At 73.3% G+C, this 25293-nt stretch carries 26 protein-coding genes; 9 read left to right on the plus strand and 17 right to left on the minus strand.

The annotated features are described in order from the left end of the window. Positions 1-17: 17 nt before the first annotated feature. The 5 genes from H5V45_RS03535 to H5V45_RS03555 all read right to left on the minus strand — a co-directional run bounded on the left by H5V45_RS03535 (position 18) and on the right by H5V45_RS03555 (position 6331). Complete coding sequence (locus H5V45_RS03535; RefSeq protein WP_185251672.1) at positions 18-1013, minus strand: threonine aldolase family protein; 996 nt, start codon at positions 1011-1013, stop codon at positions 18-20. Continuing rightward, positions 1010-2344, minus strand: a complete 1335-nt coding sequence (locus tag H5V45_RS03540) for a class II 3-deoxy-7-phosphoheptulonate synthase (protein WP_185251673.1) — start codon at positions 2342-2344, stop codon at positions 1010-1012. Before H5V45_RS03540 ends, H5V45_RS03535 begins: the two co-directional genes overlap by 4 nt. 81 nt (positions 2345-2425) lie before the next feature. Then, the gene (locus tag H5V45_RS03545; RefSeq protein WP_185251674.1) at positions 2426-3880 is read right to left on the minus strand and encodes an APC family permease; all 1455 of its coding nucleotides are present in this window, start codon (positions 3878-3880) and stop codon (positions 2426-2428) included. Positions 3881-3967: 87 nt separating this feature from the next. Further along, on the minus strand, positions 3968-4996 hold the full coding sequence (locus tag H5V45_RS03550; RefSeq protein WP_185251675.1) for a 6-phosphofructokinase: 1029 nt from the start codon (positions 4994-4996) through the stop codon (positions 3968-3970). Positions 4997-5092: 96 nt separating this feature from the next. Next, positions 5093-6331: an MFS transporter gene (locus H5V45_RS03555; protein ID WP_343061401.1), complete on the minus strand. Its 1239-nt coding sequence runs from the start codon at positions 6329-6331 to the stop codon at positions 5093-5095. Between the two features lie 89 nt (positions 6332-6420). On the opposite strand from H5V45_RS03555, the gene H5V45_RS03560 reads away from it, so the two are divergent. From H5V45_RS03560 to H5V45_RS03570, 3 genes are read left to right on the plus strand one after another with little or no spacing between them, the layout of a single operon-like run. After that, positions 6421-7275 carry a DUF1028 domain-containing protein gene (locus H5V45_RS03560; protein WP_185251676.1) on the plus strand — a complete coding sequence of 285 codons (855 nt, stop codon included), beginning with the start codon at positions 6421-6423 and terminating at the stop codon, positions 7273-7275. Next, positions 7272-8759, plus strand: coding sequence for a glycerol kinase GlpK (glpK, locus tag H5V45_RS03565; protein ID WP_185251677.1), 1488 nt, complete (start codon positions 7272-7274; stop codon positions 8757-8759). Before H5V45_RS03560 ends, glpK begins: the two co-directional genes overlap by 4 nt. Further along, entirely contained in the window at positions 8759-9424 is a 666-nt protein-coding gene (locus H5V45_RS03570; protein WP_221633895.1) for a class I SAM-dependent methyltransferase, read from the plus strand. The genes glpK and H5V45_RS03570 overlap by 1 nt, the downstream gene beginning before the upstream one ends. A 17-nt stretch (positions 9425-9441) precedes the next feature. Here H5V45_RS03570 and H5V45_RS03575 read toward each other — a convergent pair whose 3' ends face one another. The 7 genes from H5V45_RS03575 to H5V45_RS03605 all read right to left on the minus strand — a co-directional run bounded on the left by H5V45_RS03575 (position 9442) and on the right by H5V45_RS03605 (position 14585). Next, positions 9442-10347, minus strand: a complete 906-nt coding sequence (locus tag H5V45_RS03575; RefSeq protein WP_185251678.1) for a hypothetical protein — start codon at positions 10345-10347, stop codon at positions 9442-9444. A 145-nt stretch (positions 10348-10492) separates the two neighbouring features. Then, on the minus strand, positions 10493-10972 hold the full coding sequence (locus H5V45_RS22230) for a GNAT family N-acetyltransferase (protein WP_185251679.1): 480 nt from the start codon (positions 10970-10972) through the stop codon (positions 10493-10495). Beyond that, positions 10969-11460 (minus strand): hypothetical protein, encoded by a 492-nt coding sequence (locus H5V45_RS03585; protein ID WP_185251680.1) that lies wholly within the window; start codon positions 11458-11460, stop codon positions 10969-10971. Before H5V45_RS03585 ends, H5V45_RS22230 begins: the two co-directional genes overlap by 4 nt. Further along, positions 11450-12139, minus strand: coding sequence for a response regulator (locus H5V45_RS03590; RefSeq protein WP_221633896.1), 690 nt, complete (start codon positions 12137-12139; stop codon positions 11450-11452). Before H5V45_RS03590 ends, H5V45_RS03585 begins: the two co-directional genes overlap by 11 nt. A gap of 9 nt (positions 12140-12148) precedes the next feature. Next, entirely contained in the window at positions 12149-12682 is a 534-nt protein-coding gene (locus H5V45_RS03595) for a flavin reductase family protein (RefSeq protein WP_185251681.1), read from the minus strand. Beyond that, positions 12679-13824 (minus strand): MacS family sensor histidine kinase, encoded by a 1146-nt coding sequence (macS, locus tag H5V45_RS03600; protein WP_185254442.1) that lies wholly within the window; start codon positions 13822-13824, stop codon positions 12679-12681. The genes H5V45_RS03595 and macS overlap by 4 nt, the downstream gene beginning before the upstream one ends. Continuing rightward, a complete protein-coding gene (locus H5V45_RS03605) occupies positions 13821-14585 on the minus strand; it encodes a 1-acyl-sn-glycerol-3-phosphate acyltransferase (RefSeq protein WP_185251682.1) in 765 nt (254 codons plus the stop codon). Before H5V45_RS03605 ends, macS begins: the two co-directional genes overlap by 4 nt. 108 nt (positions 14586-14693) lie before the next feature. On the opposite strand from H5V45_RS03605, the gene H5V45_RS03610 reads away from it, so the two are divergent. The 3 genes from H5V45_RS03610 to H5V45_RS03620 all read left to right on the plus strand — a co-directional run bounded on the left by H5V45_RS03610 (position 14694) and on the right by H5V45_RS03620 (position 17226). Next, a complete protein-coding gene (locus H5V45_RS03610; RefSeq protein WP_185251683.1) occupies positions 14694-15464 on the plus strand; it encodes an alpha/beta hydrolase in 771 nt (256 codons plus the stop codon). 61 nt (positions 15465-15525) lie between these two features. Next, positions 15526-15933 carry a hypothetical protein gene (locus H5V45_RS03615; RefSeq protein ID WP_185251684.1) on the plus strand — a complete coding sequence of 136 codons (408 nt, stop codon included), beginning with the start codon at positions 15526-15528 and terminating at the stop codon, positions 15931-15933. 48 nt (positions 15934-15981) lie between these two features. Next, entirely contained in the window at positions 15982-17226 is a 1245-nt protein-coding gene (locus H5V45_RS03620; RefSeq protein ID WP_185251685.1) for an ornithine cyclodeaminase, nickel-pincer nucleotide-dependent, read from the plus strand. Here the strand turns inward: H5V45_RS03620 and H5V45_RS03625 are convergent. From H5V45_RS03625 to H5V45_RS03645, 5 genes are read right to left on the minus strand one after another with little or no spacing between them, the layout of a single operon-like run. Continuing rightward, positions 17211-18191, minus strand: a complete 981-nt coding sequence (locus H5V45_RS03625) for an ROK family protein (RefSeq protein ID WP_185251686.1) — start codon at positions 18189-18191, stop codon at positions 17211-17213. The genes H5V45_RS03620 and H5V45_RS03625 overlap by 16 nt on opposite strands. Positions 18192-18196: 5 nt before the next feature. Then, positions 18197-19138 (minus strand): ROK family glucokinase, encoded by a 942-nt coding sequence (locus H5V45_RS03630; protein WP_185251687.1) that lies wholly within the window; start codon positions 19136-19138, stop codon positions 18197-18199. Beyond that, entirely contained in the window at positions 19135-19572 is a 438-nt protein-coding gene (locus H5V45_RS03635) for a hypothetical protein (RefSeq protein WP_185251688.1), read from the minus strand. The genes H5V45_RS03630 and H5V45_RS03635 overlap by 4 nt, the downstream gene beginning before the upstream one ends. Further along, positions 19569-20771, minus strand: coding sequence for a TRC40/GET3/ArsA family transport-energizing ATPase (locus H5V45_RS03640; protein ID WP_185251689.1), 1203 nt, complete (start codon positions 20769-20771; stop codon positions 19569-19571). The genes H5V45_RS03635 and H5V45_RS03640 overlap by 4 nt, the downstream gene beginning before the upstream one ends. A gap of 29 nt (positions 20772-20800) precedes the next feature. After that, complete coding sequence (locus tag H5V45_RS03645; RefSeq protein ID WP_185251690.1) at positions 20801-21253, minus strand: SRPBCC family protein; 453 nt, start codon at positions 21251-21253, stop codon at positions 20801-20803. Between the two features lie 150 nt (positions 21254-21403). Here H5V45_RS03645 and H5V45_RS03650 point away from each other — a divergent pair, with 150 nt between their 5' ends. From H5V45_RS03650 to H5V45_RS03660, 3 genes are all read left to right on the plus strand, one after another. Then, the gene (locus H5V45_RS03650; protein ID WP_185251691.1) at positions 21404-23194 is read left to right on the plus strand and encodes an AMP-binding protein; all 1791 of its coding nucleotides are present in this window, start codon (positions 21404-21406) and stop codon (positions 23192-23194) included. Positions 23195-23369: 175 nt separating this feature from the next. Beyond that, positions 23370-24104: a Flp pilus assembly protein CpaB gene (gene cpaB, locus H5V45_RS03655; RefSeq protein WP_185251692.1), complete on the plus strand. Its 735-nt coding sequence runs from the start codon at positions 23370-23372 to the stop codon at positions 24102-24104. 6 nt (positions 24105-24110) lie between these two features. Next, a complete protein-coding gene (locus H5V45_RS03660; protein ID WP_185251693.1) occupies positions 24111-25289 on the plus strand; it encodes a CpaE/TadZ family protein in 1179 nt (392 codons plus the stop codon). The last annotated feature ends 4 nt before the right edge of the window (positions 25290-25293 follow it).

Below are 25293 nucleotides of genomic sequence, written 5' to 3' on the forward strand. Positions count from 1 at the left end.
CTGGTTCGGGCCCGCTCTCAGGCGAGGCGGGCCAGCGCGGCCGCGGCCCGCTCGGAGTCCTCGCGGCTGACGTCGAGGTGGGTGACCAGGCGGACCGCCGTGGGACCGACCAGCGCGACCAGCACGCCCGCCTCGCGGGCACCGGCCACGAAGTCGCCGGCGTCGGAGCGGGGTACGACGACGATGTTGGTGTCGACCGAGGCCGGGTCCACCCCGCAGGCCTCCGCGATCAGCCGCGCGTGCGCGTGGTCGTCGGCCAGCCGCTCGACGTGGTGGTCGAGCGCGTGCAGGCCGGCGGCCGCCAGGATGCCGACCTGGCGCATCCCGCCGCCCATCCGCTTGCGCCAGATGCGCGCCTCCGCGATCGCGTCCGCGGTGCCGAGCATCAGCGACCCGACGGGGGCGCCCAGCCCCTTGGACAGGCAGACCGCCATGACGTCGGCGCAGGCGCCGTACTCCGCGAGCGGGACACCGGTGGCGACGTGGGCGTTCCAGATCCGGGCGCCGTCCATGTGCACGGCCGCGCCGGCACCGGCGGCGTACTCGTGCAGGTCGCGCAGGTCGTCGACCGGGAGCACCGCGCCGCCGGCGAAGTTGTGGGTGTTCTCGACCGAGATCGCGGCCGTGGCCACGAAGAACGGGCCCATGTCCGGCGCGAAGAGCGACTGGATCACCGGCAGGTCGACCTGGCCGCGCGGGTCGATCCAGGTGCGCATGGTGACGCCGGAGTAGGCGCCGTGCGCACCGAGCTCGGCGCGGGCGATGTGCGCCCGCGACTCGCAGAGCACCTCTTGGCCGGGCGCCACGACCGAGCGGACCGCGAGCACGTTGGCCATCGAGCCGGTCGGCGTGAACAGCGCGGCCTCGTGGCCGAACAGCCCGGCGACCCGCTCCTCCAGCGCCTGCACGGTCGGGTCCTCGCCGTAGACGTCGTCGCCGACCTCGGCGTCGGCCATCGCGCGCCGCATCGCGGCGGTCGGGCGGGTGAGGGTGTCGGAGCGGAGGTCGATCATGCCTTGCGGAGCATCTCGGCCACGAGGAACGCGAGCTCCAGCGACTGGACGCGGTTCAGGCGCGGGTCGCAGACCGACTCGTAGCGGCCGCCGAGGTCGGCCTCGAGCAGCTCCTCGCCGCCGCCGACGCACTCGGTGACGTCGTCGCCGGTGAGCTCGACGTGGACGCCGCCGGGCCAGGTGCCGAGCGAGCGGTGCACGTCGAAGAAGCCCTGGACCTCCTCGATGACGTCGTCGAAGCGACGGGTCTTGTAGCCCGAGCTCGCCTCGAAGGTGTTGCCGTGCATGGGGTCGCAGACCCAGGCGACCTCGACGCCCGCGGCGTTCACCTTCTCGACCAGGTGCGGCAGGCCGTCGCGGATCTTGCCGGCGCCGAAGCGGGTGATGAAGGTCAGCCGGCCCGGCTCGTTCTCGGGGTTGAGCTTGGCGGCCAGCGCGAGGGCGTCGTCGGGCGTCGTCGTGGGGCCGAGCTTCACGCCGATGGGGTTGCGGATGTGGCTCAGCAGCTCGACGTGGGCGTTGTCGAGCTGGCGGGTCCGCTCGCCGATCCACACGAAGTGGCCGGAGACGTCGTACGGCGTGTTCGTGCGCGAGTCCACGCGGGTCATGGCGTGCTCGTACTCGAGCACGAGCGCCTCGTGGCTGGAGTGGAAGTCGACGCGGTGGAACTCGTCGGGGTCGGCGCCGATGGCCTGCATGAAGGTCAGGGCTCGCTCGATCTCGCCGGCGATCTGCTCGTAGCGCTGGCCGACCGGTGACTCGCGGACGAAGTCGGTGTTCCAGGTGTGCACCTGGCGCAGGTCGGCGTAGCCGCCGGTGACGAACGCGCGGACGAGGTTGAGCGTCGCGGCCGAGGAGTTGTAGACGTCGACGAGCCGCTGCGGGTCGGGCACGCGGGACTCGGGGGTGAAGTCGAAGCCGTTGACGGCGTCGCCGCGGTACGCCGGCAGCGTGACCCCGTCGCGCGTCTCGAGGTCGCTGGAGCGGGGCTTGGCGTACTGCCCCGCGATCCGGCCGACCTTCACGACGGGCACGGAGGCGGCGTAGGTCAGCACGACCGCCATCTGCAGCAGCACCCGCAGCTTGTTGCGGACGTTGTCGGCGGTGACGCCGGCGAAGGTCTCGGCGCAGTCGCCGCCCTGCAGCAGGAACGCCTCGCCGCGCGCGACGGCGGCGATCTTGGTCTTGAGGTCGTCGCACTCCCCCGCGAAGACCAGCGGCGGGGCGGTGCGCAGGCGGGCCACGGCGCCGTCGACGGCACCCCGGTCGGGGTACGTCGGCTGCTGCGCGGGTCCGAGGGCGTGCAGGGCCGCGAGGTCGGGAATGCTCACCGATCCAGACTACGCGGCAGGCGCGGTCGCCCCGAACTCGGCGACCGCGCCCGAGACGCGGTGGTGACGGGTGCCCGGCCCTCAGTCCTCGAGGTGCTCGATGTCGCGGAAGCCGGTCTTCTTGGCGCGGACGCCGCGGTTGGTCAGCCAGGTGACGAGCCAGAGCGCGATGCCGAGGGCCAGCAGGCCGGCGGCGATCTTGTACTGGACGAAGTCCGCCTCCAGCCGGGCCCACGGGCCGAGCAGGAAGGCGCACGCCAGCGCCCCGATCACCGGGATCGCCGTCGGCGCCTTGAACCGGCCGCGCTCCGGGTCGCGGCGCAGCACCAGGCAGGCCACGTTGACGACGGTGAAGACCGCGAGCAGCAGCAGCGACGTGGTGCCGGACAGGGCCACCACGATGGTGCTCTCGGCCTGCAGCCGGACCACCACGATCAGGGCCAGCGCCATCAGCGTGGTGAACACGATGGCGGCGTACGGCGAGCGCCGCTTGGCCGAGACCTTGCCGAGCGTGCGCGGCAGGACGTCCTGCGTGGCCATGCCGTAGATCAGCCGGCTGGCCATCAGCATGTTGATGAGGGCGGTGTTGGCGACGGCGAAGACCGTCATGAACGGGAAGAACTTGTCGATCGGCAGGTCCGGGGCGCCGATGCGGACGACGTCGAGGAGGATGCCGGCCTCGGGGTTCTTCGGGGTGGCGATGTCGCCGGCCGGGATCACCGCGACGACGGAGACCGCCACGAGCATGTAGATGATGACCGCGATGCCGAGGCCGGTCAGCATCATCTTCGGGAAGATCTTCTCCGGGTCCTTGGTCTCCTCGACCATGTTGACCGAGTCCTCGAAGCCGACCATCGAGAAGAACGCGATCGCGGTGGCGATCGTGACGGCCGCGAACAGCCCCTTCTCGTCGGGGTTCTCGAAGACCGTGATCCGCGAGACGTCGCCGTCGCCGCCGCCGATCGCGACGAAGCCGATGACGATGACGATCGCCAGCGCGGCCATCTCGACGATGGTCAGCAGCACGTTGAACTTCACGCTCTCCCCGACACCGCGCAGGTTGATCAGCGCGAGCACCACCATGAAGAGCAGTGCCACGATCAGCGTGGCGGCGTCACCGGTCGGCACCCCCGGGAAGATCTCGTCGAGACCGATGAGGAGGTTGGAGGCGAGCAGGCCCGACGAGGTCGAGGCGCTCGTGATGCCCGAGCAGACCACGGTGAACGCCACGAGGAACGTGACGAAGTGGATGCCGAAGGCCTTGTGCGCGTAGAGCGCGGCCCCGGCTGCCTGGGGGTACTTCGTGACGAGCTCGAGGTAGGAGAACGCGGTCAGGGTCGCGACCGCGAAGGCCACCAGGAACGGCAGCCAGGCGATGCCGCCGACCTGTCCCGCGAGCTTGCCGGTCACGGCGTACACGCCGGATCCGAGGATGTCGCCGACGATGAAGAGCAACAGGAGCTTCGGCCCCATCACCCGCTTGAGGTCGGGCTCCGGCCCGTTGACGTCGAGGGTGTCGGTCGCGCTGCTGGCCATCAGGGGCCTCCGTCTCCGAGGTGAAGGGATCGCCTCATCGTGCCAGAGAACCTGCCAACAGCCTGCCAGCAGCGGTCGGCGATCTCCTCAGCCGAAGAAGACCTCGGCCTCGGCGTACTCCTCGGGGCTGACCAGCTTGAGCTCGCCGGTGCCCTCGCTCAGCGGCACCCGGACGATCTTCGTGCCGCGCAGCGCCATCATCGTGCCGAAGTCCCCGTCGGCCACTGCGTCGATCGCCTGGAGGCCGAAGCGGCTGGCGAGCCAGCGGTCGAACGCCGTCGGCGTGCCGCCGCGCTGCACGTGGCCGAGCACGACCGCGCGGGCCTCGGCGCCGGTGCGCTGCTCGATCTCGGAGGCGATCCGGTCGCCGATCCCGCCGAGGCGGACGTGGCCGAAGGCGTCCTGCTCCCCCGAGACCAGCGTCATGTCGCCGCCCTCCTTCGGGACCGCGCCCTCGGAGACGACCAGGATCGGGGCGTAGTGCGACTCGAAGCGGCTCTGCACGAGCCGGCAGACCTCCTCGATGTCGAAGGGCTGCTCCGGGATGAGCACGATGTTGGCGCCACCGGCGATGCCCGCGTGCAGGGCGATCCAGCCGGCGTGCCGGCCCATCACCTCGACGACGAGGACGCGGTGGTGCGACTCGGCGGTGGTGTGCAGCCGGTCGATGGCGTCGGTCGCGATGTTGACGGCAGTGTCGAAGCCGAAGGTGAAGTCGGTGCCGGAGAGGTCGTTGTCGATCGTCTTGGGGACGCCGACGACGTTCACGCCCAGCTCGGCGAGCTTCGTGGCGACGCCGAGGGTGTCCTCGCCGCCGATCGCGACGAGGGCGTCGACGCCGTCGCGGGCGAGGTTCTCCTTGATCCGCTCCACGCCGTTCTCGAGCGCGAAGGGGTTGGTGCGCGAGGAGCCCAGGATGGTGCCGCCGCGCGGCAGGATGCCGCGGCACTGCTGCACGCCGAGCTCCATGGTCAGCCCCTCGAGGGGGCCCTTCCACCCGTCGCGGTAGCCGACGAAGTCGAAGCCGTGCTGGCGCACGCCCTTGCGGACGACCGCCCGGATGACGGCGTTGAGTCCGGGGCAGTCCCCGCCTCCGGTGAGAACTCCGACGCGCATGACCACTCCTGGATTGGATCGTTCACATAAGGGCGTGACGACTGTAGTGCCCGGGCCGGTCCGCGGCCAGCACCGTTCACGGGACGAACGGGCGGCTCAGGCGCCGCTGGGCTCCACGGAGCGGTTGGTGACGCGCAGGGCGGCGTCGGGCATGGTCGCGCCGAGCCGGGCGGCCAGCAGCGCCCCCAGCACCGAGATCGCGAGCATCGCCGACCAGATCTCCCAGGCGCCACGGTCGAGCAGCCAGGCGAAGGTGATCGGCGCGACGGTGCCGGCGATGCCCCAGGCGAGCTGGATGAGGGAGAGGTAGCGGCCGCGCAGCGCCTCCGGCGCGGCCTCCGCCGCGAGGGCGCTGTGCACCGGGCCGCCGAGCAGCTCGCCGGCGGTGTAGACGACCGACCCGAGGAGCAGCACGACGATCGCGAGCGCCGCCGACAACCGGCTGCCGCCCAGCAGGATGAGGAACGACCCGGCGAAGACGGCGTTGGTCAGGAGCAGGACCCGCCAGCGCACCGCGCCGGTCATCGCACGCACCACGAGACCCTGGCCGAGCCCGACCATCACCGTGTTGATCGTGAAGATCGCCCCGGTGACCCAGCCGGGCAGGTCGAGCACCGTGGTGGCGTAGACGGGCAGCGCGAAGTTCAGCACCATCATCGCCGTCGAGAAGGTGAGCTGGGCCGCGAAGAGCAGGCGGTAGGGACGGTCGCGCAGCACCACGCCCCAGGCCCCCGGGTGGGACAGGTGGCCGGTTGCGGCCGCCGTCGGCACCGCGAGCAGCAGCAGGAACGCCAGCGCGTAGGAGACGGCGTTCGCGACGACGACCGCGGCGTACGCCGTCTGCGTGCCGACCGTGATCGCGAGGCCCGAGACCAGCCCGCCCATCGCGAAGCCGACGTTGCGCAGCGCGCCGAGGAAGCCGAACCACTTCTCCCGCTCCCCCGGCAGCGCGATCGCCGCGACGATGTTGCCGTAGGAGCCCCAGAACGCCGTGCGGCCGACCGTGACCACGACCGTCCAGACGATCAGGCCGATGAACGTGTCGGTGACGAGGTACGCCGCGAAGCCGAGCCCCTGCAGGACGTTGCCCGCGAGCAGCACCCGTTTCGCGCCGTACTGGTCGACGATGCCGCCGAGCAGCGGGCCGACCGGCAGCGCGACGGCGGAGGCCAGCGAGATCGCCGCGCCGATCTGCACGAGGCTCAGGTCGGTCGTGACGAGGAAGTACAGGATGCAGATGGGCATGAACACGCCGGAGCCCACGGCGTCGACCGCGATCGCCGCGACGAAGCGACGATGCGTGCCGACGGAGGGGAATCCGAGACGTTCGAGCACCCGGACATCTTGCCGTCTCGACGACGTCAACGGGGGAATCTCCGCGATCTTCTCGCGGGCGTGCCGCGGGTCCGCACTAGATTGCCGCCATGACCTTCTCGATCGTCGCCCGGTCCGCTGACGGAGAGTCCTGGGGGGTCGCCGTCGCCTCGAAGTTCCTGGCCGTGGGCTCGGCGGTGCCCGCCGCGGTCGCCCAGGTCGGCGCGATCGCGACCCAGGCCGAGGCCAACGTCGCCTACAAGGGCCTGGCCCTCTCGCACCTCGACGACGGCGCGACCGCGGAGGTCTCCCTGCAGCGGCTGCTGGAGGAGGACGACGGCCGCGACCACCGCCAGGTCGGTCTCGTCGACGTCGAGGGCGGTGCCGCGACCCACACCGGGCCCGCGTGCCTGGACTGGGCGGGCGGCGTGACCGGACCCGGCTACGCCATCCAGGGCAACATCCTGGTCGGCGCCGAGGTCGTCGACGCGATGGAGGCGGCCTGGATCGCCTCCGGCGAGGACACCCCCCTGGCCCGGCGCCTTCTGGCGGCCCTGGCCGCCGGCGACGAGGCCGGCGGCGACCGGCGCGGGCGCCAGTCGGCTGCGGTCCTCGTCGTGCGCGACGGAGCGGGGTACGGCGGGCTCGACGACATCGCCGTCGACCTGCGCGTCGACGACGCGGCGACGTGCGGGGGCCGGCCGGTGGCCGAGCTGACGCGGCTCCTGGACCTGAACGACCTCTACCTCACCGCCTCGACCGAGGACGAGCAGGTGCCGGTCACCCCCGACCTGGAGCGCGAGCTCGAGGAGCGCGCGCAGGCGCTCGGCGCCCGCGACTTCCACGCCTGGGTGGGTGCCGAGAACTACGAGATGCGGGTCGCGCCCGACGGCTCCTGGGTCGACGAGAAGGTGCTCGCCGCGCTCCGGGCCGCCGACGCCGAGCGGGACGGGGACCGGGCATGAGCATCCTCGCGATCGACGCCGGCACGACCGGCGTGACCGCGGTCGTCGTCACGCCCGAGGGCACGATCGCGGCCAAGGGCTACCAGGAGTTCTCCCAGCACTTCCCCCGGCCCGGCTGGGTCGAGCACGCGCCGGAGGAGATCTGGCAGGCCACCCTCGAGGCCACCCGTGAGGTGCTGGGCAAGGTCGACGCGTCCGAGCTCCGCGGCATCGGCATCACCAACCAGCGCGAGACCATCCTGCTCTGGGACCGCGAGACCCTGGGCTCGCCGCGGCGCGCGATCGTCTGGCAGGACCGGCGTACGGCCGACATCTGCTCGCGGCTGCGCGACGAGGGCCACGAGGACCGCGTCCGGGAGCTGACCGGCCTGCGCCTGGACCCGTACTTCTCCGGCACGAAGCTGATGTGGCTCGCCGAGCACGAGCCGCGCACCTGGGACCTCGTTCAGTCCGGCCGCTACGCGATCGGCACCGTCGACTCCTACCTGATCGCCCGGATGACGCGCGGCACCTGGCACGTCACCGACGTCTCGAACGCCTGCCGCACCCTCCTGCTCGACCTGTCCACCGGCGACTGGTCCGACGAGCTGTGCTCGCTCTTCGGCGTCCCCCGCGACGCGCTCCCCGAGCTGGTGCCCAACTGGGGCGAGATCGCGGTCAGCGACCCGAAGTCGTTCTGCGACCTGTCGCTGCCGATCGCCGGGGTGGCCGGCGACCAGCAGTCCGCCCTGTTCGGCCAGACCTGCTTCGACGAGGGCGACTCGAAGTGCACCTACGGCACCGGGTCCTTCATCCTCACCAACACCGGCACCACGCTCGAGCGTTCCGACGCCGGGCTCCTCTCGACCGCCGCCTGGCGCTCCCCCGACGGGGTGCTGACCTACGCGCTCGAGGGGGCGATTTTCGTGACCGGCGCGGCCGTGCAGTGGCTGCGCGACGGGCTGCAGATCGTCGGGTCGGCCGCGGAGACCGCGGCGATCGCCGCGACCGTGGACGACACCGAGGGCGTGGTGTTCGTCCCGGCGCTCACCGGGCTCGGCGCCCCGCACTGGGACCCGCACGCCCGCGGCCTGCTCATCGGCCTGACCCGCGGGACCACCCGTGGCCACATCGTCCGCGCCACCCTCGAGGCGATCGCCTTCGAGGTCCGCGACGTGCTCGAGACGGTGCCCGGCTTCCAGCCCGGCTCCGCGTCGACCCTGCGCGTGGACGGCGGGGCGAGCGCGAACGACCTGCTCTGCCAGATCCAGGCCGACCAGGTCGGGGTCGCCGTCGAGCGGCCCAAGATCGTCGAGACCACCGCGCTCGGGGCGGCCTTCCTGGCCGGGCTGGGCACCGGCGTGTGGTCCTCGACCGACGACCTGCGCGAGACCTGGCAGCTCGACCGCCGCTTCGACCCGGCCGGCGACCGCGCGGCCGCCGACGCCGGGCACGCACGCTGGATCGAGGCCGTCGAGCGGTCGAAGGGCTGGGCGACGCTGTAGTGCCGGCCGGCCCCTTCGACGCCGCGGGCGTGCAGCACGCCTACGACACGGTCGCCGCGGACTACGCCGCCCGGCTCCCCGACACCCGGGCGGAGACGCCGCTCGACCTGGCGATGGTCGACGCGTTCGCCGAGGCGGTGGTGGGGGCCGCAGGTGGGGACGGGCTCGTGCTCGACGCCGGCTGCGGCACCGGGCGGATGAGCCGTCACCTGGCCGGCCGCGGCCTTCGGACCGTCGGCCTGGACCTGTCGCACGGGATGGTGACGATGGCCCGCCGGGCGCAGCCCGGGACGTCGTACGTCGTGGGCGCCCTGGGGGCGCTGCCGTACGCCGACGCGAGCTTCGCCGGCGTGCTGCTGTGGTACTCCACCATCCACACGCCGCCCGACGAGCAGTCCGCCCTCCTCTCCGAGGCGGCCCGGGTGCTGCGGCCGGGTGGACACCTGCTCGTCGGCTTCCAGGCCGGGACCGGCGTGCGCGACGTGGCGCCGGCGTACCGCGCCCTCGGCCACGAGGTGGTGCTCGAGCGCCACCTCGCCTCCCCCGACGAGATGGGCACCCGGCTGGCCGACGCGGGGCTGGTCGAGGTCGCGCGACTGGTGCGCCGGGCCGTGGGGTCCGAGCGCGACGACCAGGCGGCGCTGCTCGCCCGCCGGCCCGACTGACCCCGCCTGACTCCCGGCTAGTCCTCGAGCCGCGCCAGCGCGGTCGCGGCCGCGTCGCGCTGGGTGGTCGCGAGCGCGACGGCGTCGTCGGCCTCCGCGCGCACGTCCTCGGCGTCGGCGAGCTCGTCGTCGACCTCCTCGGCGCTGCTCTCGAGCTCGGCCAGCCGGCGGCGGAGCTCGTCGATCTCGGCCTGGAGCTGCATGCTGCGCGCCTCGAGCTCCTCGACCTCGGTCGCGGCGGCGTCGCGGGCCTGCGTCGCCTCGGCCAGGTCGGCGTCGGCCTCGTCCAGCACGGCCTGCGCGGCGGCACGCGCCTTCGCGTCCGCCTCGGGGTCGGGCACGACGTGGAGGTCGGGGCGCCCCGTCGGCTCGTCGGCTGCCGCGCGAGCCGTGGCCGCGAAGCCGAGCGCGTCCGGCAGCGCCACCGCCCCGGCCACCTCGGAGGCCTCCACCCCGGTGCTGGTCAGGGCCGCCACCAGCAGACCGCTGCGGACCGCCCGCGCGCACTCCTCGTCGACCATCGCCGCGGTCAGCGTCGCCTCGACCTGGTCCGACACCGCGGTCGTCACCTTGACGCCCAGCTCGCCGGCGAGCGCCCGCGCCCGGGTCGTCACGGCCGCGGTCAGCTGCCGCCGCTGCCGGGTCAGCGCCCGGAGCTCGTCCCCGTCGAGGTTGGCCTGGGCCTCGCGCAGGGCGGCCCCCACGGCCAGCACCTGCTCGACCTGCTCGGCCTCGTGGCGCACGAGCGCGTTGACCACCCACGCCGCGACCGACGGCTTCTTCAACGCCTTCAGCCGGGCGGCGAGGTCCTTGTCGTCGGCCTTGAGCGCCTTGGCCCGGGCGTCGCGCGTCGGCGTGAACTCCGGTAGCCCGAGCGCGTAGAGCTCGTCGGCGATCTCGAGGAGACCCGGGTTCTCGACCATCCGGGGATCCTAGGTGACCCCCATCCCGGTCCGGCCGGTGGTGGCGGACCGGACCGAGTCGGCGCATCTGCAGGCCCCGCGGGCTCGAGTCTGCAGATGCGCCGACTCGGCACCCTCCACGTCTGCAGATGCGCCGACTCGGCGGTCAGGCCGTGTCGACGGCGTACTCCAGCTCCTCGGGGTGCGGCACCCACTCGGCGCGACGCACAACGCCGGTCTCGCGCCAGCCGAGGTGCTCGTAGAGGCCGCGGGCGCGGTGGTTCTCGCGCAGGCACCAGAGCACGACCCGGGGCTCCCCCGCCGCCCGCGCGGACGCCACCGCCCGGTCGACCGCCTGGCGGCCCAGGCCGCGTCCCCACGCGTCCGGGTGGAGGGCGAGGTGCCGCAGCGTCGTGACGTCGTACGCCGTCACGGCGGCGAGCCCGCCCGAGGGGTCGTCCACCACGTCCACGCGCACCCCGGGCTCGGCGAGCGTGCGTCGCCAGCGGTCGAGGACGGCGTCGTCGGGGTAGGGGAAGCGGTCCGGCGGGAACACGTGCCCCAGCGAGGCGAGGTTGGCGGCCCGCTCGAGGTCGCGCAGCGCGGCCGCGTCGCCGGCCGTCGCCGGACGCCAGGCGGCGCTCACCGGGCCGGGTCGAAGAGCCGGGGCACGAAGCCCGCGAGCCCCGGGTCGGCCCCGAGGGCGGCGATCGCCGCCGCCCGCGCCTCGTCCCCGATCCGCTCGGCGCGGCAGTAGACGTCGACGCCGGCCGGGGTGAAGAGCGTCTTCTCGAAGGCGGTCACCGCCCAGCGGCCCCACGCCTCGGGCGGGTCCTCGTCGAAGGCCAGCACCCGCCAGGTGCTGGAGGTCAGCCGGGTGAGCGGGGTCAGCCCGCGCCAGTGCCAGGTGCCGTCGGGCGCCGGGGTGTCGGCGCCGAGCACCAGCCGGTCGGCACCGCGGCTGCGGTAGTGCACGGCGTCCAGCACCCGCCCGTCCGGCAGCGGCGCGTAGGTCACGCCGGGCGCGCTGCGCCGGCGCCAGAACGGCAGGCTGGTCGCGACGACGAACCACGTGCCGCTGACCGGGCCGTTCAGCGAACCGCCCGCCGGACCAGAGGCGGGGTCACTCGTCATCGTCGTCGTCCAGCCCCTGCTCGATCGCGTAGCGGGTCAGCTCGACCCGGTTGTGCATCTGCAGCTTGCGCAGGGTGTTCTGGACGTGGTTCTGCACCGTGCGGTGCGAGAGCACCAGCCGCTCGGCGATCTGCTTGTAGGACATCCCCTTCGCGACCATCTTGAGCACCTCGGTCTCGCGCTCGGTCAGCTCGGGGTGGAAGGTGTCGGGCTCGGTGGTCGGGTCCGCGAGCCGGCGGAACTCCCCCAGCACCAGCCCGGCGAGGCCGGGCGTGAAGACGGTGTCACCGCCGGCCACGCGTCGTACGGCGGAGAGCAGCTCGTCCCGGGAGGCCGACTTCACCAGGTAGCCGGTGGCGCCCGCCTTCACCGCGTCGAGCACGTCGCCCTGCTCGCCGGAGGCCGAGAGGATCAGCACCCGCGCGGACGGGTCCTGACGGACCACCTCGGCGGTCACCTCGACGCCGTTCGGGGCGGGGATCTGCAGGTCGAGCACGACCACCTGCGGCCGCGCGGCCGGGAAGCGGGCCAGCGCCTCGCCCCCGCTGGACGCCACGGCGACGACCTCGAAGCCGGCGTCCTCCAGGTCGCGCTCGACGGCGTCGCGCCACATCGGGTGGTCGTCGACGACCATGACGCGGATCGGCGGGCTGGTCGGCGGCTGCGCGGTGTCGGCCATGCCGGGAGACTAGACGAGCGGTCCGGCCGGTGGGCGCACGTAGCGGCCTCGTCGGTGCACCAGCGGATCGACGTCCTCGCCCAGCACGACCTCCTCGACCACGCAGGTCACCAGGCGCGACCACCCGACCTCGGTGGCCGACTCCAGCACCACACCGGCGTGGGCGGGCGCGTCGAGGAGCCGAGGTCCCCAGGCGGTGGGCTCGAACGCCGCCTGCCGGAACGGGCCGCCCGGCGCGGGGGCGGTGCCGGCGAAGGCCTCGGCGAGGTCGCGGTGCTCCCACGCCAGCAGGTGGACGACGGCCCGCCCCGTGTCCGCCAGCGCGTCGGCCAGGTCGGAGTCGGGGTCGACGAGCGCGAGCACCCGGGCCGGCTCGCCGTGGGCGACCATGACCGAGGAGACGGTCAGCCCGGCCCACCCGTCCCCGGCGGTCGGGCCGGTACCGGAGGTCCACAGCGTGACGGCACCGCCGAGGCGGCCCCGGAAGCGCCGCAGCGGGTCCGGCTCGGCGTCCGCGAACGGGTGCGTCGTGTGGATCGTCATCGGGGCACCACGATCTCCCACTCGGTGCCGTAGGAGCCGGTGTGCAGGGTGGCCGTCCCGCCCAGCTCGAGGGCCCTCCCCCGGATCGACTCGCTGACCCCGAGCCGGCCCTCGCGGGCGGCCTCGTCGAGGCGCCCGGCGGGGATGCCCGGGCCCTCGTCGCGCACCGAGAGCTCGACCCGGTCGCCGAACGCCTCGAGGAGCACCCAGGCGGGGGCGTCCGCGCCGACGTGGGTGGCGACGTTGTCCAGGCAGGCGCCCACGACGGCGACGAGCTCGTCGACCGTGGCCCCGCGCAGCAGCACCGGCTCGGCCGGCGCCGCCACGGTCACCGGACGGACCGCCTCGAGGCGGCTCAGCGCGTCCGTCAGGTCGCGCTCGGCCCGGTCGTCGGCGAGGGCCGGGGCGACGACGGCGTCCTGGCGGCGGATCAGGGTGCGCAGGGCGGCCTCCTGCTCGCCGGCCAGCCGCCCCAGCTCGGCCACGTCGCCGCCGAGCTCGGCGCCCCGGCGCTGCACCAGGGCCAGCACCTGCAGCACCCCGTCGTGGACGGCCCGGGCCAGCCGGGCCCGCTCGGCCGCGGCCGCGGCGGCCCGCTCGGCGACGTCCCGCTCGTCGGCCATCCGGGTCAGCGACGCGCACATGAAGCCGACGAGGGGGCCGCCGACGAGGATCAGGAAGAGGTTGCCGTAGTTCGCCTGGGTGAGGGTGTCCCGCACCGCCAGGTCGGCGAGCGCCAGCACGACGCCCGCGACCAGGCCCCCCACCCAGCGCCAGTGCACCGCCCACGCGAGCAGCGCGCCCATCACCCAGAAGCCGGGCACGGTCGCCTGCATGGCGGCGCCCTTGATCGCCGGGGAGAGCAGCAGCAGGGAGACGGCCATCGCGAGGTCGACGACGAGCAGGGCAGGCGTACGTCGCACCGGCTGGTGGTAGCCCCAGATCGCGACGGCGGTCCAGCCGACCATCACCAGGGTCGCCGCGACGCCGGCGCCGGGGTGCGCGAAGTTGCCGGCGCGGTAGAGGTTGAGCGCGACGGCGTTGAGCAGCACGATCACGCGCAGCACGGCGAGCGCGCGGAAGAGGCGGTCCTCGACGGCCAGGGCCGCGGGTCCGGTGCCCGGCGGTGCGGACGAGGTCAGGACGCCTTCTTCTGCTCGTCCTCGGCCTCGGCGTCGGCCTTCGCCTTGGCCTGGGCGGTCGCCTCGGCGGCCTCCTTGTCGAGGCGCTTCGACTCCTCCTTGGCCCGGGTGGCGTAGAGGTCGACGTACTCCTGGCCGGAGAGCCGCATGATCTCGTACATGATCTCGTCGGTGATCGAGCGCAGGATGTAGCGGTCGTTCTCCATGCCCTCGTAGCGCGAGAAGTCCAGCGGCCGGCCGAAGCGGACGACGGGGCGGGTGAACGTGCCGAACTTCTTGCCCGGGGGCGCCACCACGTCGGTGCCGACGACCGCGACGGGGATCACGGGGACCCGGGTCTCGAGCGCGAGCCGGGCCACGCCGGTCTTGCCGCGGTAGAGCTTGCCGTCGTGCGAGCGGGTGCCCTCGGGGTAGATCCCGAAGAGGTCGCCCTGCTCGAGGATCCGCTTGGCCGCCGACAGCGCGCCCTCGGCCGCCGAGGCGCCCGACCGGTCGATCGGCACCTGGCCGGAGCCGGCGAAGAACTTCTTCTGGAACCAGCCCTTGATGCCCGGGCTGTTGAAGTACTCCGCCTTGGCGACGAAGGTGACCCGGCGGGTCAGGGTCAGCGGCATGAAGAGCCAGTCGGCGTACGACAGGTGGTTGCTGGCCAGGATGGCCGCGCCGTCGTCCGGCACGTGCTCGGCACCCTCGACGTGGGGGCGGAAGACGATGCGGAGGAGAGGACCGATCGCGACCCACTTCAGGAACCAGTAGAACACCCTGCGACCTCCCCAAGATCCTCGTCGACCACGCGGTCATCCGCTCGGACGAACACTAGACCCTGCGGGTCCGGGACAGCACGCCCGCGCTGGTGCAGAATGCGGCGCATGACCGTCCACCCGCTCGCCGCCCCCCTCTCCGTCGCCGCTCGTCCGGAGCTCACCGGGGGCCGGAGCGTCGGCGTCCTCCTCAGCCACGGCTTCACCGGCTCGCCGTTCTCGATGAAGCCCTGGGGCGAGCACCTCGCCGCGCTCGGGTACGCCGTCGAGGTGCCCCGGCTCCCCGGGCACGGCACCACGTGGCAGGAGATGAACACCACCCGGTGGGAGGACTGGTACGCCGAGGTCAGCCGTGCCTTCGACAAGCTGAGCACCGAGAACGACGCGGTCGTGCTCGCCGGGCTGTCGATGGGCGGGGCCCTGGTGCTGCGCCTCGCCGCCGACCACCCCGACCGCGTGTCGGGCGTCGTGGTCGTCAACCCGGCCGTGGCCACCAAGCGGCTCGACGTGAAGCTGCTGCCGGTGCTCAAGCACCTGGTGCCGTCCTTCCCCGGGATCGTCAACGACATCAAGAAGCCCGGCACGGACGAGCACGGCTACCCCAAGACGCCCCTGAAGGCGGCCCACTCGATGTTCAGCGCCTGGCCGGCCCTCGTCGCCGACCTGCCCAAGGTCACCGCGCCGCTGCTCTACTTCCGCTCCACCGTGGACCACGTCGTCGACGAGCTCTCCCAGCCGCTCATCACGAGCAAGGTCTCCTCGCGCGAGATCACCGAGCGACGCCTCGAGGACAGCTACCACGTGGCCACGATCGACAACGACGCCCAGCAGATCTTCGACGAGTCCGCGGCGTTCGTCGCCCGCGTGACCTCGGCCTGAACCCGGGCCCGCGTCCCACCGGCAGCCCGCACGACTTCGTCCGGCGGTCTACCCTCGTCCCGTGCAACGCGACAGCGATGACGACGCCTGGCGCGCGATCGTCGACAACTACGGCGCCCGGGCCGACCTCGAGCCCGAGCCGGGCGACCTCCCGCAGCAGCGTCACGAGCTGCCGGACCTGCCCGACGAGCCCGACGAGACGCCCGCCGAGGCGGCCGCCCGGGACGAGGACCGCTTCGTGCCGCCCGCACCCCCGCCGGTCCCCCGGGCCACGCCGGACCGCTTCGCCGCCTGGCTCGGGCTGTTCGGGGCGCCCGCGGTCCTGCTGGCCGCGCTCGTGCTCAACCTGCCGCTGCCCGGCTGGGCGGGCTACCTGCTCGTCGCCGCCTTCGTGGGCGGCTTCGGCTACCTCGTCGTGCAGATGCCGCGCGGCCCCCGCGACCCGGGCGACGACGGCGCCCGGCTCTGACCCCCCGCGCGTCGGCACCGGCGCGCCACCTTGGCTAGGGTCGCGCCCATGAGCGTGAGCGAGACCGTCGAGATCACCGGCCACCTGATGGACCACGGGGTGCTGTCCCGCGTCCTGGACGACATCCGCGAGTACAACGGCGACTACACCATCGACCGGTTCGACGTGGGTCGCGAGACCGACGACATGTCGCACGCGGTCATCACGGTGATCACCGACGACGACGAGGGCCTGCAGCGGCTGCTGATGCGCCTGCAGACCCGCGCGGTCAACATGGTCGACCCCGGCGAGGCCGAGGTCTCGCTGACCCTGGCCGACGGTGTCTTCCCGGACGGCTTCTACTCGACCACCAACCTCGAGACGCGGGTGCGCGTCGACGGTCGGTGGCTGCAGGTCGGCAACCCGGAGATGGACTGCGGCCTGATCCTCGAGCGCAACGAGGACGGCGAGCCGGTCCGCGTCTACACGCTCCCGATGTCCGACGTCCGCTCCGGCATGCTCGTCGTCTGCGGCGCCTCCGGCATCAAGGTCAGCATCCCGAAGGTCGACAAGGGCGGCGAGGCGTTCGGCTTCATGGAGTCCGACGTCTCCTCCGAGAAGCCCCAGGCGGTGCTGGTGCGCCAGGTCGCCGACGGCATGCGGGAGGCCAAGGCCGCCGGCAAGAAGGTGCTCTGGGTGGGCGGACCCGGCGTCGTCCACACCGGTGCGGCGCCCGCCATGGTCGCGATGGTCGACGCGGGGTACGTCGACGTGCTGTTCGCCGGCAACGCGCTCGCCACGCACGACATCGAGTCGTCGCTCTACGGCACCAGCCTGGGCGTCGACCTGGCCCAGGGCCGCGGCGTCGAGCACGGGCACGAGCACCACATCCGGGCGCTCAACACGATCCGCAAGCAGGGCTCCATCAAGGCGGCCGTCGAGAACGGCGTGCTGACCGGCGGCATCATGCACGCGCTGGTCCGCCACGAGAAGAAGTTCGTCCTCGTCGGCTCGGTGCGCGACGACGGCCCGCTGCCGGACGTCTACACCGACGTGCTCGACGGCCAGCGGGCGATGCGGGCGGAGCTGACCGACGTCGGCTTCTGCCTGATGGTGGCGACGATGCTGCACTCGGTCGCGACCGGCAACATCCTGCCGGCGTCGATCCCGCTCGTCTGCGTCGACATCAACCCCGCCACCGTCACCAAGCTGGCCGACCGGGGCTCCTCGCAGGCCCGCGGCATCGTCACCGACGTGGGGCTCTTCCTCGAGCAGCTCGCGCAGGAGCTGGTCGAGGACTACCGCAGGGCCTGACCCGAGGGCCCGGCCCCGGACGCCGCCTCGGCGCGGGCCAGGTCGGCCGCGCCGACGACGCCGGCCTCCGGGCCCAGGGTCGCGAGCAGCAGCGGCGGCACCTCGCGGTCGGCCGCGCCGACCAGCGAGCGCAGCAGCGCGTGGCGGGCCGGCTCCAGCAGCCGGTCCCCCGCGGCGGAGACCCCGCCGCCGACGACCACGCAGTCGGGGTCGAGCGCGGCGACGAGGTTCGCGACCCCGACGCCCAGCCAGTCGCCGACCGAGGCGAACGCCTGCCGGGCGACGAGGTCGCCGTCCTCCGCGGCCGCGGTCACCATCGGCCCGGTGATCTGCTCGGGGTTGCCGCCGCACGCCTCCTCGAGAACGGTCGGCTCACGGCCGATCCGGTCCCGGGCGTAGCGGACCAGGGCGTTGCCGCTGGAGTACTGCTCCCAGCAGCCGCGGCCGCCGCACTGGCAGGGCTGGCCCTCGGGGACGACCTGCATGTGGCCGAACTCCCCCGCCATCCCGTTGCGGCCGCGGTGCACGCGGCCCCCGAGGAGCAGCGCGCCGCCGATCCCGGTGCCGAGCGTCAGCACGACGGCGTCGTCGATCCCTCGGGCCGCCCCGTGCGCGTGCTCGGCCCGGGCCGCGCAGTTGGCGTCGTTGTCGAGCGCGACCAGGGTGCGCCAGCGAGTGCTCAGCCGGGCCCTGACGTCCTCGCCCCGCCACGGCAGGTGCGGGGCGAACATCACCCGCTCGCCGGCCCGGTCCACGAAGCCGGCCGCCGCGATCCCGACCCCGTCCACCGGGCGGCCGTCCGCGACCTCGGCGACCGCCGCGGTCAGGGCGTCCTCGACCAGCGCCGCATCGACACGCCGGCCGGGCGTCGTACGACGGGCGGTGCGACGCAGCTCGCCGCCGCTCGAGACCTCGGCCGCGAGCACCTTGGTGCCGCCCACGTCGACCCCGATGAACAGCGCCACGGGTCCTACCGTCGCGCCAGGTCGGCAGCGCCGATCAGGCCGGCCCGGTTGCCGAGCCGTGCCTTGCGGATCTCCAGCGCGGGGCGGTGCCCGCGACCGGTGAGCTGGGAGGCGAACGCGGCCCGGGTCGGGGCCAGCAGCAGCTCGTCGGCCTCGCTGACGCCGCCGCCGATGACGACGACGGCCGGGTCCAGCACCGCGGTCAGCGAGGCGATGCCCTCGCCCAGCCAGCGCCCGAGGGCGGCCAGCTGCTCGACCGCGAAGGGGTCGCCGTCGCGGGCCGCCTCGGTGATCAGGGGGCCGGTGATCTTGTCCGGGTCACCACCGGCGCGGTCCAGCAGGCCGCGGGCCAGCAGCGAGCCGCCCCGCGCCGCGGCCCGGGCCTCGCGGACCAGGGCCGAGCCGCTGCCGTACTGCTCGAAGCAGCCGTGGTTGCCGCAGCCGCAGAGGATGCCGTCCGGCACCACCCGCATGTGGCCGATCTCGGCGCCGACGCCGAACGCGCCGCGGTACAGCGAGCCGTCCAGCACGACCCCTCCGCCGACGCCGGTGCCGACCGTGACCAGCAGCAGGTCGTCCACGTCGTGGCCCGCGCCGAAGCGGAACTCGCCCCACGCCGCTGCGTTGGCGTCGTTCTCGATGACGACGGGCAGGTCGACCCGGGCCTCGAGCTCGGCCTTGAGGTCCACGTTGCGCCAGGCGATGTTGGGCGCGAACATCACGACCGCGCGCGAGCGGTCGATGTAGCCGGCGGCCCCGACGCCCACGGCGGAGATCTCGTGGCGGGAGCTCAGCTCCTTGACGAGGCCGGCGATGGCCTCCTCGATCGCCTCGGCGTCGGTCGCCGGCGACTCCACGCGGTGCTCCTCGAGGATGGTGCCGTCCTCGTCGATCACGCCACCGGCGATCTTCGTGCCTCCGACATCGACCCCACAGGTCAGCGTCATGCGTCGTCCTCCCCGGGCCAGGCCCCGGTCGTGTCCCCGTCGTCGTCCAGGTCGATCCGTTCCACCGCGCCGCGACCGGCAGCCGGCCCCGCGCGGCCCCCGCCGGCGCCGTCCGGCACCGCCGTCGCCAGGATCCCCGCGGCCGCCTGCATCAACGAGGCGGCGGCGCTCGCCAGGTGGGCGCGCACCTCGGGGCTGGTCTGGCGGACGACGTGGACGGTGCGGCAGATCGGGCAGTAGGTGCACTCGGCGCTGCCGGTCGCGACGTGCTCGTCGACCTGCTGCGCGGCGCTCACGGCGTGCGTGGCCAGCCCGGACAGGCCCTGCCCCAGGTCGGAGCCGTGGTCCTTGGCCCAGTCGGAGAGCGCACCGAAGAGCTTGGCCGCCTCGTCGGCGACGCTGCCCACGGGCTCGTCGTGCGGCGGCTCGCTCACGTGCTGCTCCCCCGGTCCTGGTCCTGGTCGCGTGCGGCGGCCTCGACGAAGCGCACCTGCAGCTCACCCTGCTCGACCCGGGCCCCGGCCACCCGGTGGCGCGAGAGCCCCGAGGGCAGCGTGAGGAGACGACGATACGACCCCACGGTCACGACCAGGTCGTCGCCATGGCGGGCGAGGTCGACGTCGCTGCGGACGACGTTCGGCAGGGCCAGCCGCAGCAGCGCCCCCGCCGAGCTCCGGGTGACGCGGTAGGGGCCGTCGCCGCGCGGCACCGCGAGCGGGTCGTCGCCGTCGTACACCTCCCGCGCGAGCTGGGTCAGGGCCGCCACGCCGACCGGCTCGCCGGGGCGGTAGACCGAGCGCCAGATCGGCAGCCCGGCGAAGGACTGCTCGGCCTGCAGCAGCACCTCGTCCTGCGCGACCACCCATCCCGCGCGCCAGTCGTCGGCGCCCTCGGCGGGGAAGACGCGGTTCGCGACGACGCCGTCGACGCGGTAGCCGTAGAGCGACAGCGTCGTGTAGGAGCGGCGGGCCTCGGCGAGCACCACGCTCTCCGGGGTCAGCACCAGGCGCACGCTGCTGTCCGGGCCGGACAGCAGCGCCCGGACCTCCTCGAGCTCGGCGTGCAGCCGCTCGACGGCGTCGAAGACGCTGTCTCCGGGCATCGGCACGCCGGCGGCCCGCTGCAGCACCGGGCGCAGCGCCTTGACCACGCGGCGCTCCATCGGCAGCACGCGCTGCATGTACCACCCGAGCGCCTCCGGGAGCGCCAGCAGGCGCAGGGTCTCGGCGGTCGGCGCGCAGTCGACGACGATGACGTCCCACTCGTCGGAGAGGGCGTGCAGCCGCAGCTCGAGCAGCGCCAGCACCTCCTCGGCGCCCGGGATGACCGTCAGCTCCTCCGCCGCGACCGGGTCGACCCCGGCGACGTCGAGGACCGAGAGCAGGTAGCCCTGGATCTCCGCCCACGACTGCTCGAAGCGGAGCTGGGCGTCGACCTGCTGCACGAAGAGGTACGGCGCCACCTCGGTCGGCTCGGGGCCGACGAGCGCCCCGAAGGCGTCGGCGAGCGAGTGCGCCGGGTCGGTGGAGAGCACCAGGGTGCGGTGGCCGCCGGCGGCCGCGAGCGCCGCCGTACCGGCCGCGACCGTGGACTTGCCGACGCCGCCCTTGCCGGTGAAGAGGAGGATGCGCACGATGTCCGGGTGCCTCGGGGAGCCCGGCGTCAGCCGAGCTGCTCGACGCGCTTCTTCAGTCCCTTGAGCGCGGTGTCGATCAGGATCTTCTCGCCCTTGCGCTTGAGCATGCCGATCAGCGGGATCGAGACGTCGAGGGCGAGCCGGTAGGTCACCTCGGTCGAGCCGTCGCCGCGGTCCTCGAGGACGTAGGCCCCGTCCAGCGCGCGCAGCATCTTGCCCTCGACGAGGGTCCAGGTGACCTGGCGGTCCGCGTCCCAGGTGTAGGCGAGGGTGTACTCGTCCTTGATCGGCGACACGTCGAGGATGAAGAAGACCTGCTCGGCGCGGCCCTGGGCGGCGCCCTTGTCGTAGGTCGACACGACGTCCGCGGTCTTCACGCCCTTGGCCCAGGCGGGGTAGGCGTCGAAGTCGGCGATGACCGCCATCACGTCGGCGGCGGGCGCGTCGATGACGATCGAGGACGTCGTCTGCTCGGCCATCGTGAGCCTGCTTTCGAGACATGGGCACGGAGCCCGGCGGCGTGCGCGTTGCGCTGCGAGCGTACCGGATGGAACGGGCGCGCTCACGCAGCGGTAACCTCCCCGATGAGCCCCGGGACGCGAGTTCCGGGTGGGTCCTGAGGAGGCATCGTGCGTGAGTTCTCCACGCCCCTGACGATCGAGGTCCCGGCCACCGGGAACCTCACCGACGACGTCGTCGCCAACGCCCGGGAGGCGGCCGACCAGGCCGTCTTCAGCCGGCGCGTCGACGGCACCTGGCAGGACGTCACCTCGGCGACGTTCCTCGCGGAGGTGAGTGCGGTCGCCAAGGGCCTGATCGCGGCGGGCCTCGAGCCCGGCGACCGCGTCGCCCTCATCTCCAAGACCCGCTACGAGTGGACGCTGCTCGACTACGCCATCTGGTTCGCCGGGTGCGTGACCGTGCCCGTCTACGAGACCTCCTCCTCCGAGCAGGTCGCCTGGATCCTGCGCGACTCCGGCGCGCGTGCCGTCGTGGCCGAGGGCCCCGAGCACATGGCCCGGGTCAACGAGGCCCGCGGCGACCTCGAGCACCTCAACCACGTGTGGTCGCTGGCCGACAACGCGGTCGACGTGCTCGGCCGGCTGGGCGCCGACATCTCCGACGCCGACCTCGAGACGCGGCGTACGACCGCGACCCCCCTCGACCTCGCGACGCTGATCTACACCTCCGGGACCACCGGCCGCCCCAAGGGCTGCATGCTCACGCACGGCAACTTCATGTTCGAGCTGGGCGTGGCCGTCGACGAGCTCGAGAAGCTCTTCTCGACCGAGGGCGCCTCGACGCTGCTCTTCCTGCCGCTGGCCCACGTGTTCGCCCGGATCATCCAGGTCGGCTCGGTGAAGTCCCGGACCCGCCTGGGCCACAGCGCCGACATCAAGAACCTCGTCGCGGACCTGCAGGAGTTCCGGCCGACCTTCGTGCTGGCCGTGCCCCGGGTCTTCGAGAAGGTCTTCAACACCGCCTCGCAGCGCGCAGCCGCCGACGGCAAGGGCAAGATCTTCGACCGGGCGGCCGAGACCGCGATCGCCTACTCGCGCGGCCTGGACCGGGGCCGGCCCTCGCTGGCCGTCCGCGCGCAGCACGCGCTCTTCAGCCGGCTGGTCTACGGCAAGCTGCGCGAGGCCCTCGGCGGGGCGTGCGAGTACGCCGTCTCCGGCGGTGCCCCGCTCGGTGACCGCCTCGGCCACTTCTACCGCGGCATCGGCCTCGTCGTCCTCGAGGGCTACGGCCTCACCGAGACCAGCGCCGCGCTCACCGTGAACCTGCCGGACGCCACCAAGATCGGCACCGTCGGGCGCCCGCTGCCCGGCACCGCGGTCCGCGTCGCCGACGACGGCGAGCTCCTCTTCAAGGGGGGCCAGGTCTTCGCCGGCTACTGGGAGAACGAGGAGGCCACCCGCGAGGCGCTCGAGCGCGACGGCTGGTTCCACACCGGCGACGTCGGCGAGGTCGACGACGAGGGCTTCGTGCGGATCACCGGGCGCAAGAAGGAGATCCTCGTGACGGCGGGCGGCAAGAACGTCGCCCCCGCGGTGCTCGAGGACCGGCTCCGCGCGCACGCGCTGGTCAGCCAGTGCATGGTCGTCGGCGACGGCCAGCCCTTCATCGCGGCGCTGGTCACGATCGACCCCGAGTCCTTCCCGGCCTGGGCGGAGGCGCACGGCAAGTCCGGCAGCGTCGCCGACCTCGTCGACGACCCCGACCTGCGTGCCGCGGTCCAGTCGGCCGTCGACGACGCCAACAAGGCGGTCTCCAAGGCCGAGTCGATCCGCAAGTTCACGATCCTCCCGGAGGACTGGACCGAGGAGGGCGGGCAGCTCACCCCCAGCCTCAAGCTGAAGCGCAACGTCGTGATGCGCGAGTTCCGCGAGGACGTCGCGGCGCTCTACCCGTCCTGACCGGGCCAGACGTCGGACGACACATGTCCCCAATTGCCGACGTCTGGGGTGCGACTCTCCTAGAGTGACGCGTGGTGCCAGCGCCTCCTCGGGTGGGACGCGGTGCTCGAACGCGAAAGATCCGGCTGCTAGGCGGGGGCTCCCAGCCGTACGACAGTCCGGAAAGAGGCCGATGATGGATCGACGCAGAGTGCTGCTCATCGCGGCTGCCGTGGTGGCCGCGCTCGGCACCGTGCTCGTGTTCCTCTACGTCAAGGGCGCCGACACCCGCGCCGCGCAGCAGTTCGACACCGTCCTGGTCCTGCGGGCGATCGCGCCCATCGAGGCAGGCGAGACGATCGAGGACGCGGCGGCCAACGGCAAGCTGGACTCCCAGCCGGTGCCGCAGTCGCAGCTGCTGCCGGACTACCAGACCAGCATCGACGGCCTCAAGGGCCTCGTCGCGCTGACCCGCATCTACCCCGGCGAGCAGATCATCAGCGACAAGTTCGGCGGCCAGGCCGAGGCGGCCACGTCCCTGCAGATCCCCAAGGGCCAGCTCGCGATCTCCGTCAACCTGACCGACCCGGCGCGTGTGGCCGGCTTCGTGAACCCCGGCTCCGAGGTCGCGGTCTTCCTCAACGGTGCCGACGCCACCACCGGCGACCCGTTCACCCGGGTGCTCCTCGACCGGGTGACGGTCCTGGGGGTCGGGTCGACCACCCCGGTCTCCACGACCACCACCGACCAGTCCGGGCAGCAGACCACCGAGCAGCTGCCGCGGACCCTGCTCACGCTCTCCCTCGACCAGAAGGACGCCCAGCGCGTGCTGTTCGCCTCCGCGAACGGCGAGCTCGCCTTCGCGCTGCTCACGGGCTCCAGCTCGGTGTCGTCCGGTCCGGCCGTCACGTCCCTCAACCTCTTCAAGTGAGCCCCGATGCCTGCCGCCGTTGACCCCGACAACGCGATCGTCACGTCGCTGCTGACGGTGCTGCCCAGCGGCGCCCACGGCGTCGACTCCACCGACCGCCTGGTCGCGTGGCTGGCCCAGCACAGCGAGGAGTACGTCGTCGTCCTCGGGCCCAACCTCGCCCTCGACGACGCCGTCCGCCTCACCGAGAACCTCCGCACCAGCCGGCCCACGGTCAGCGTCGTCCTGGTCCGCCACGACCTGACGACCGACGTGCTCACCCAGGCCATGAAGGCCGGCATCCGCGACGTCGTGCCGCACGGCGACCTCGCCTCGGTCGGCGACGCCGTCAGCCGCGCCCACCAGCTCTACGTCGCGCTGCGTGGCCCGTCCGGTGCCGTGCACCTCGGCAAGGTCGTCACGGTCTTCTCCCCCAAGGGCGGGGTCGGCAAGACGACGATGGCGGTCAACCTCGCCCTCGCCCTGGCCGACCGCGGCGCCCGGCAGGTCTGCCTGGTCGACCTCGACCTGGCCTTCGGCGACGTCGCGATCACCATGCAGCTCTTCCCCAGCCACTCCATCGAGCACGCGATCGGCTCCGAGGACTCCCTCGACACCGCGCTGCTCGACGGCCTGCTGACCCGCCACCAGGACTCCCTCATGGTGCTGGCCGCCCCGAGCCACCCCGACGTCCGGGACCGGATCACCCCCGCCCTCATCTCCCGGGTGCTGCGGACCCTGCGCGAGTCCTTCGACTACGTCGTGGTCGACACCGCCCCGTCGTTCGACGAGCAGACGCTGACCGCCCTGGACGAGACCGACGAGTGCGTCATCGTGGCGACGCTCGACGTGCCGACGCTCAAGAACGTCAAGGTCGCCCTCGAGACCCTCGAGATGCTCAACATCGCCCGCGGCCACCGGCACCTCCTGCTCAACCGGGCCGACGACGCCGTCGGCATCGGCGCCGACAAGGTCGAGGCCATCCTCGGGATGGCCGTCGCCGCGCAGGTCGCCACGTCGCTGGAGATCGCGGCCGCCACCAACGCCGGCACCCCGATCGTCGTCGGCACGCCCGGTCACGCGGCCTCGGGCGCGATCCGGGTGCTCGCCACCCAGCTCGCCGGGGAGCCGGCCGCCCCGCAGCCCGTCGACCAGGTCGACGGTGAGCAGGAGAAGACCGGCCGCCGCTTCAGGATCCGGAGGTGACCCG

It is taken from the genome of Nocardioides luti (assembly GCF_014212315.1).
Taxonomy (GTDB): Bacteria; Actinomycetota; Actinomycetes; order Propionibacteriales; family Nocardioidaceae; genus Nocardioides; species Nocardioides luti.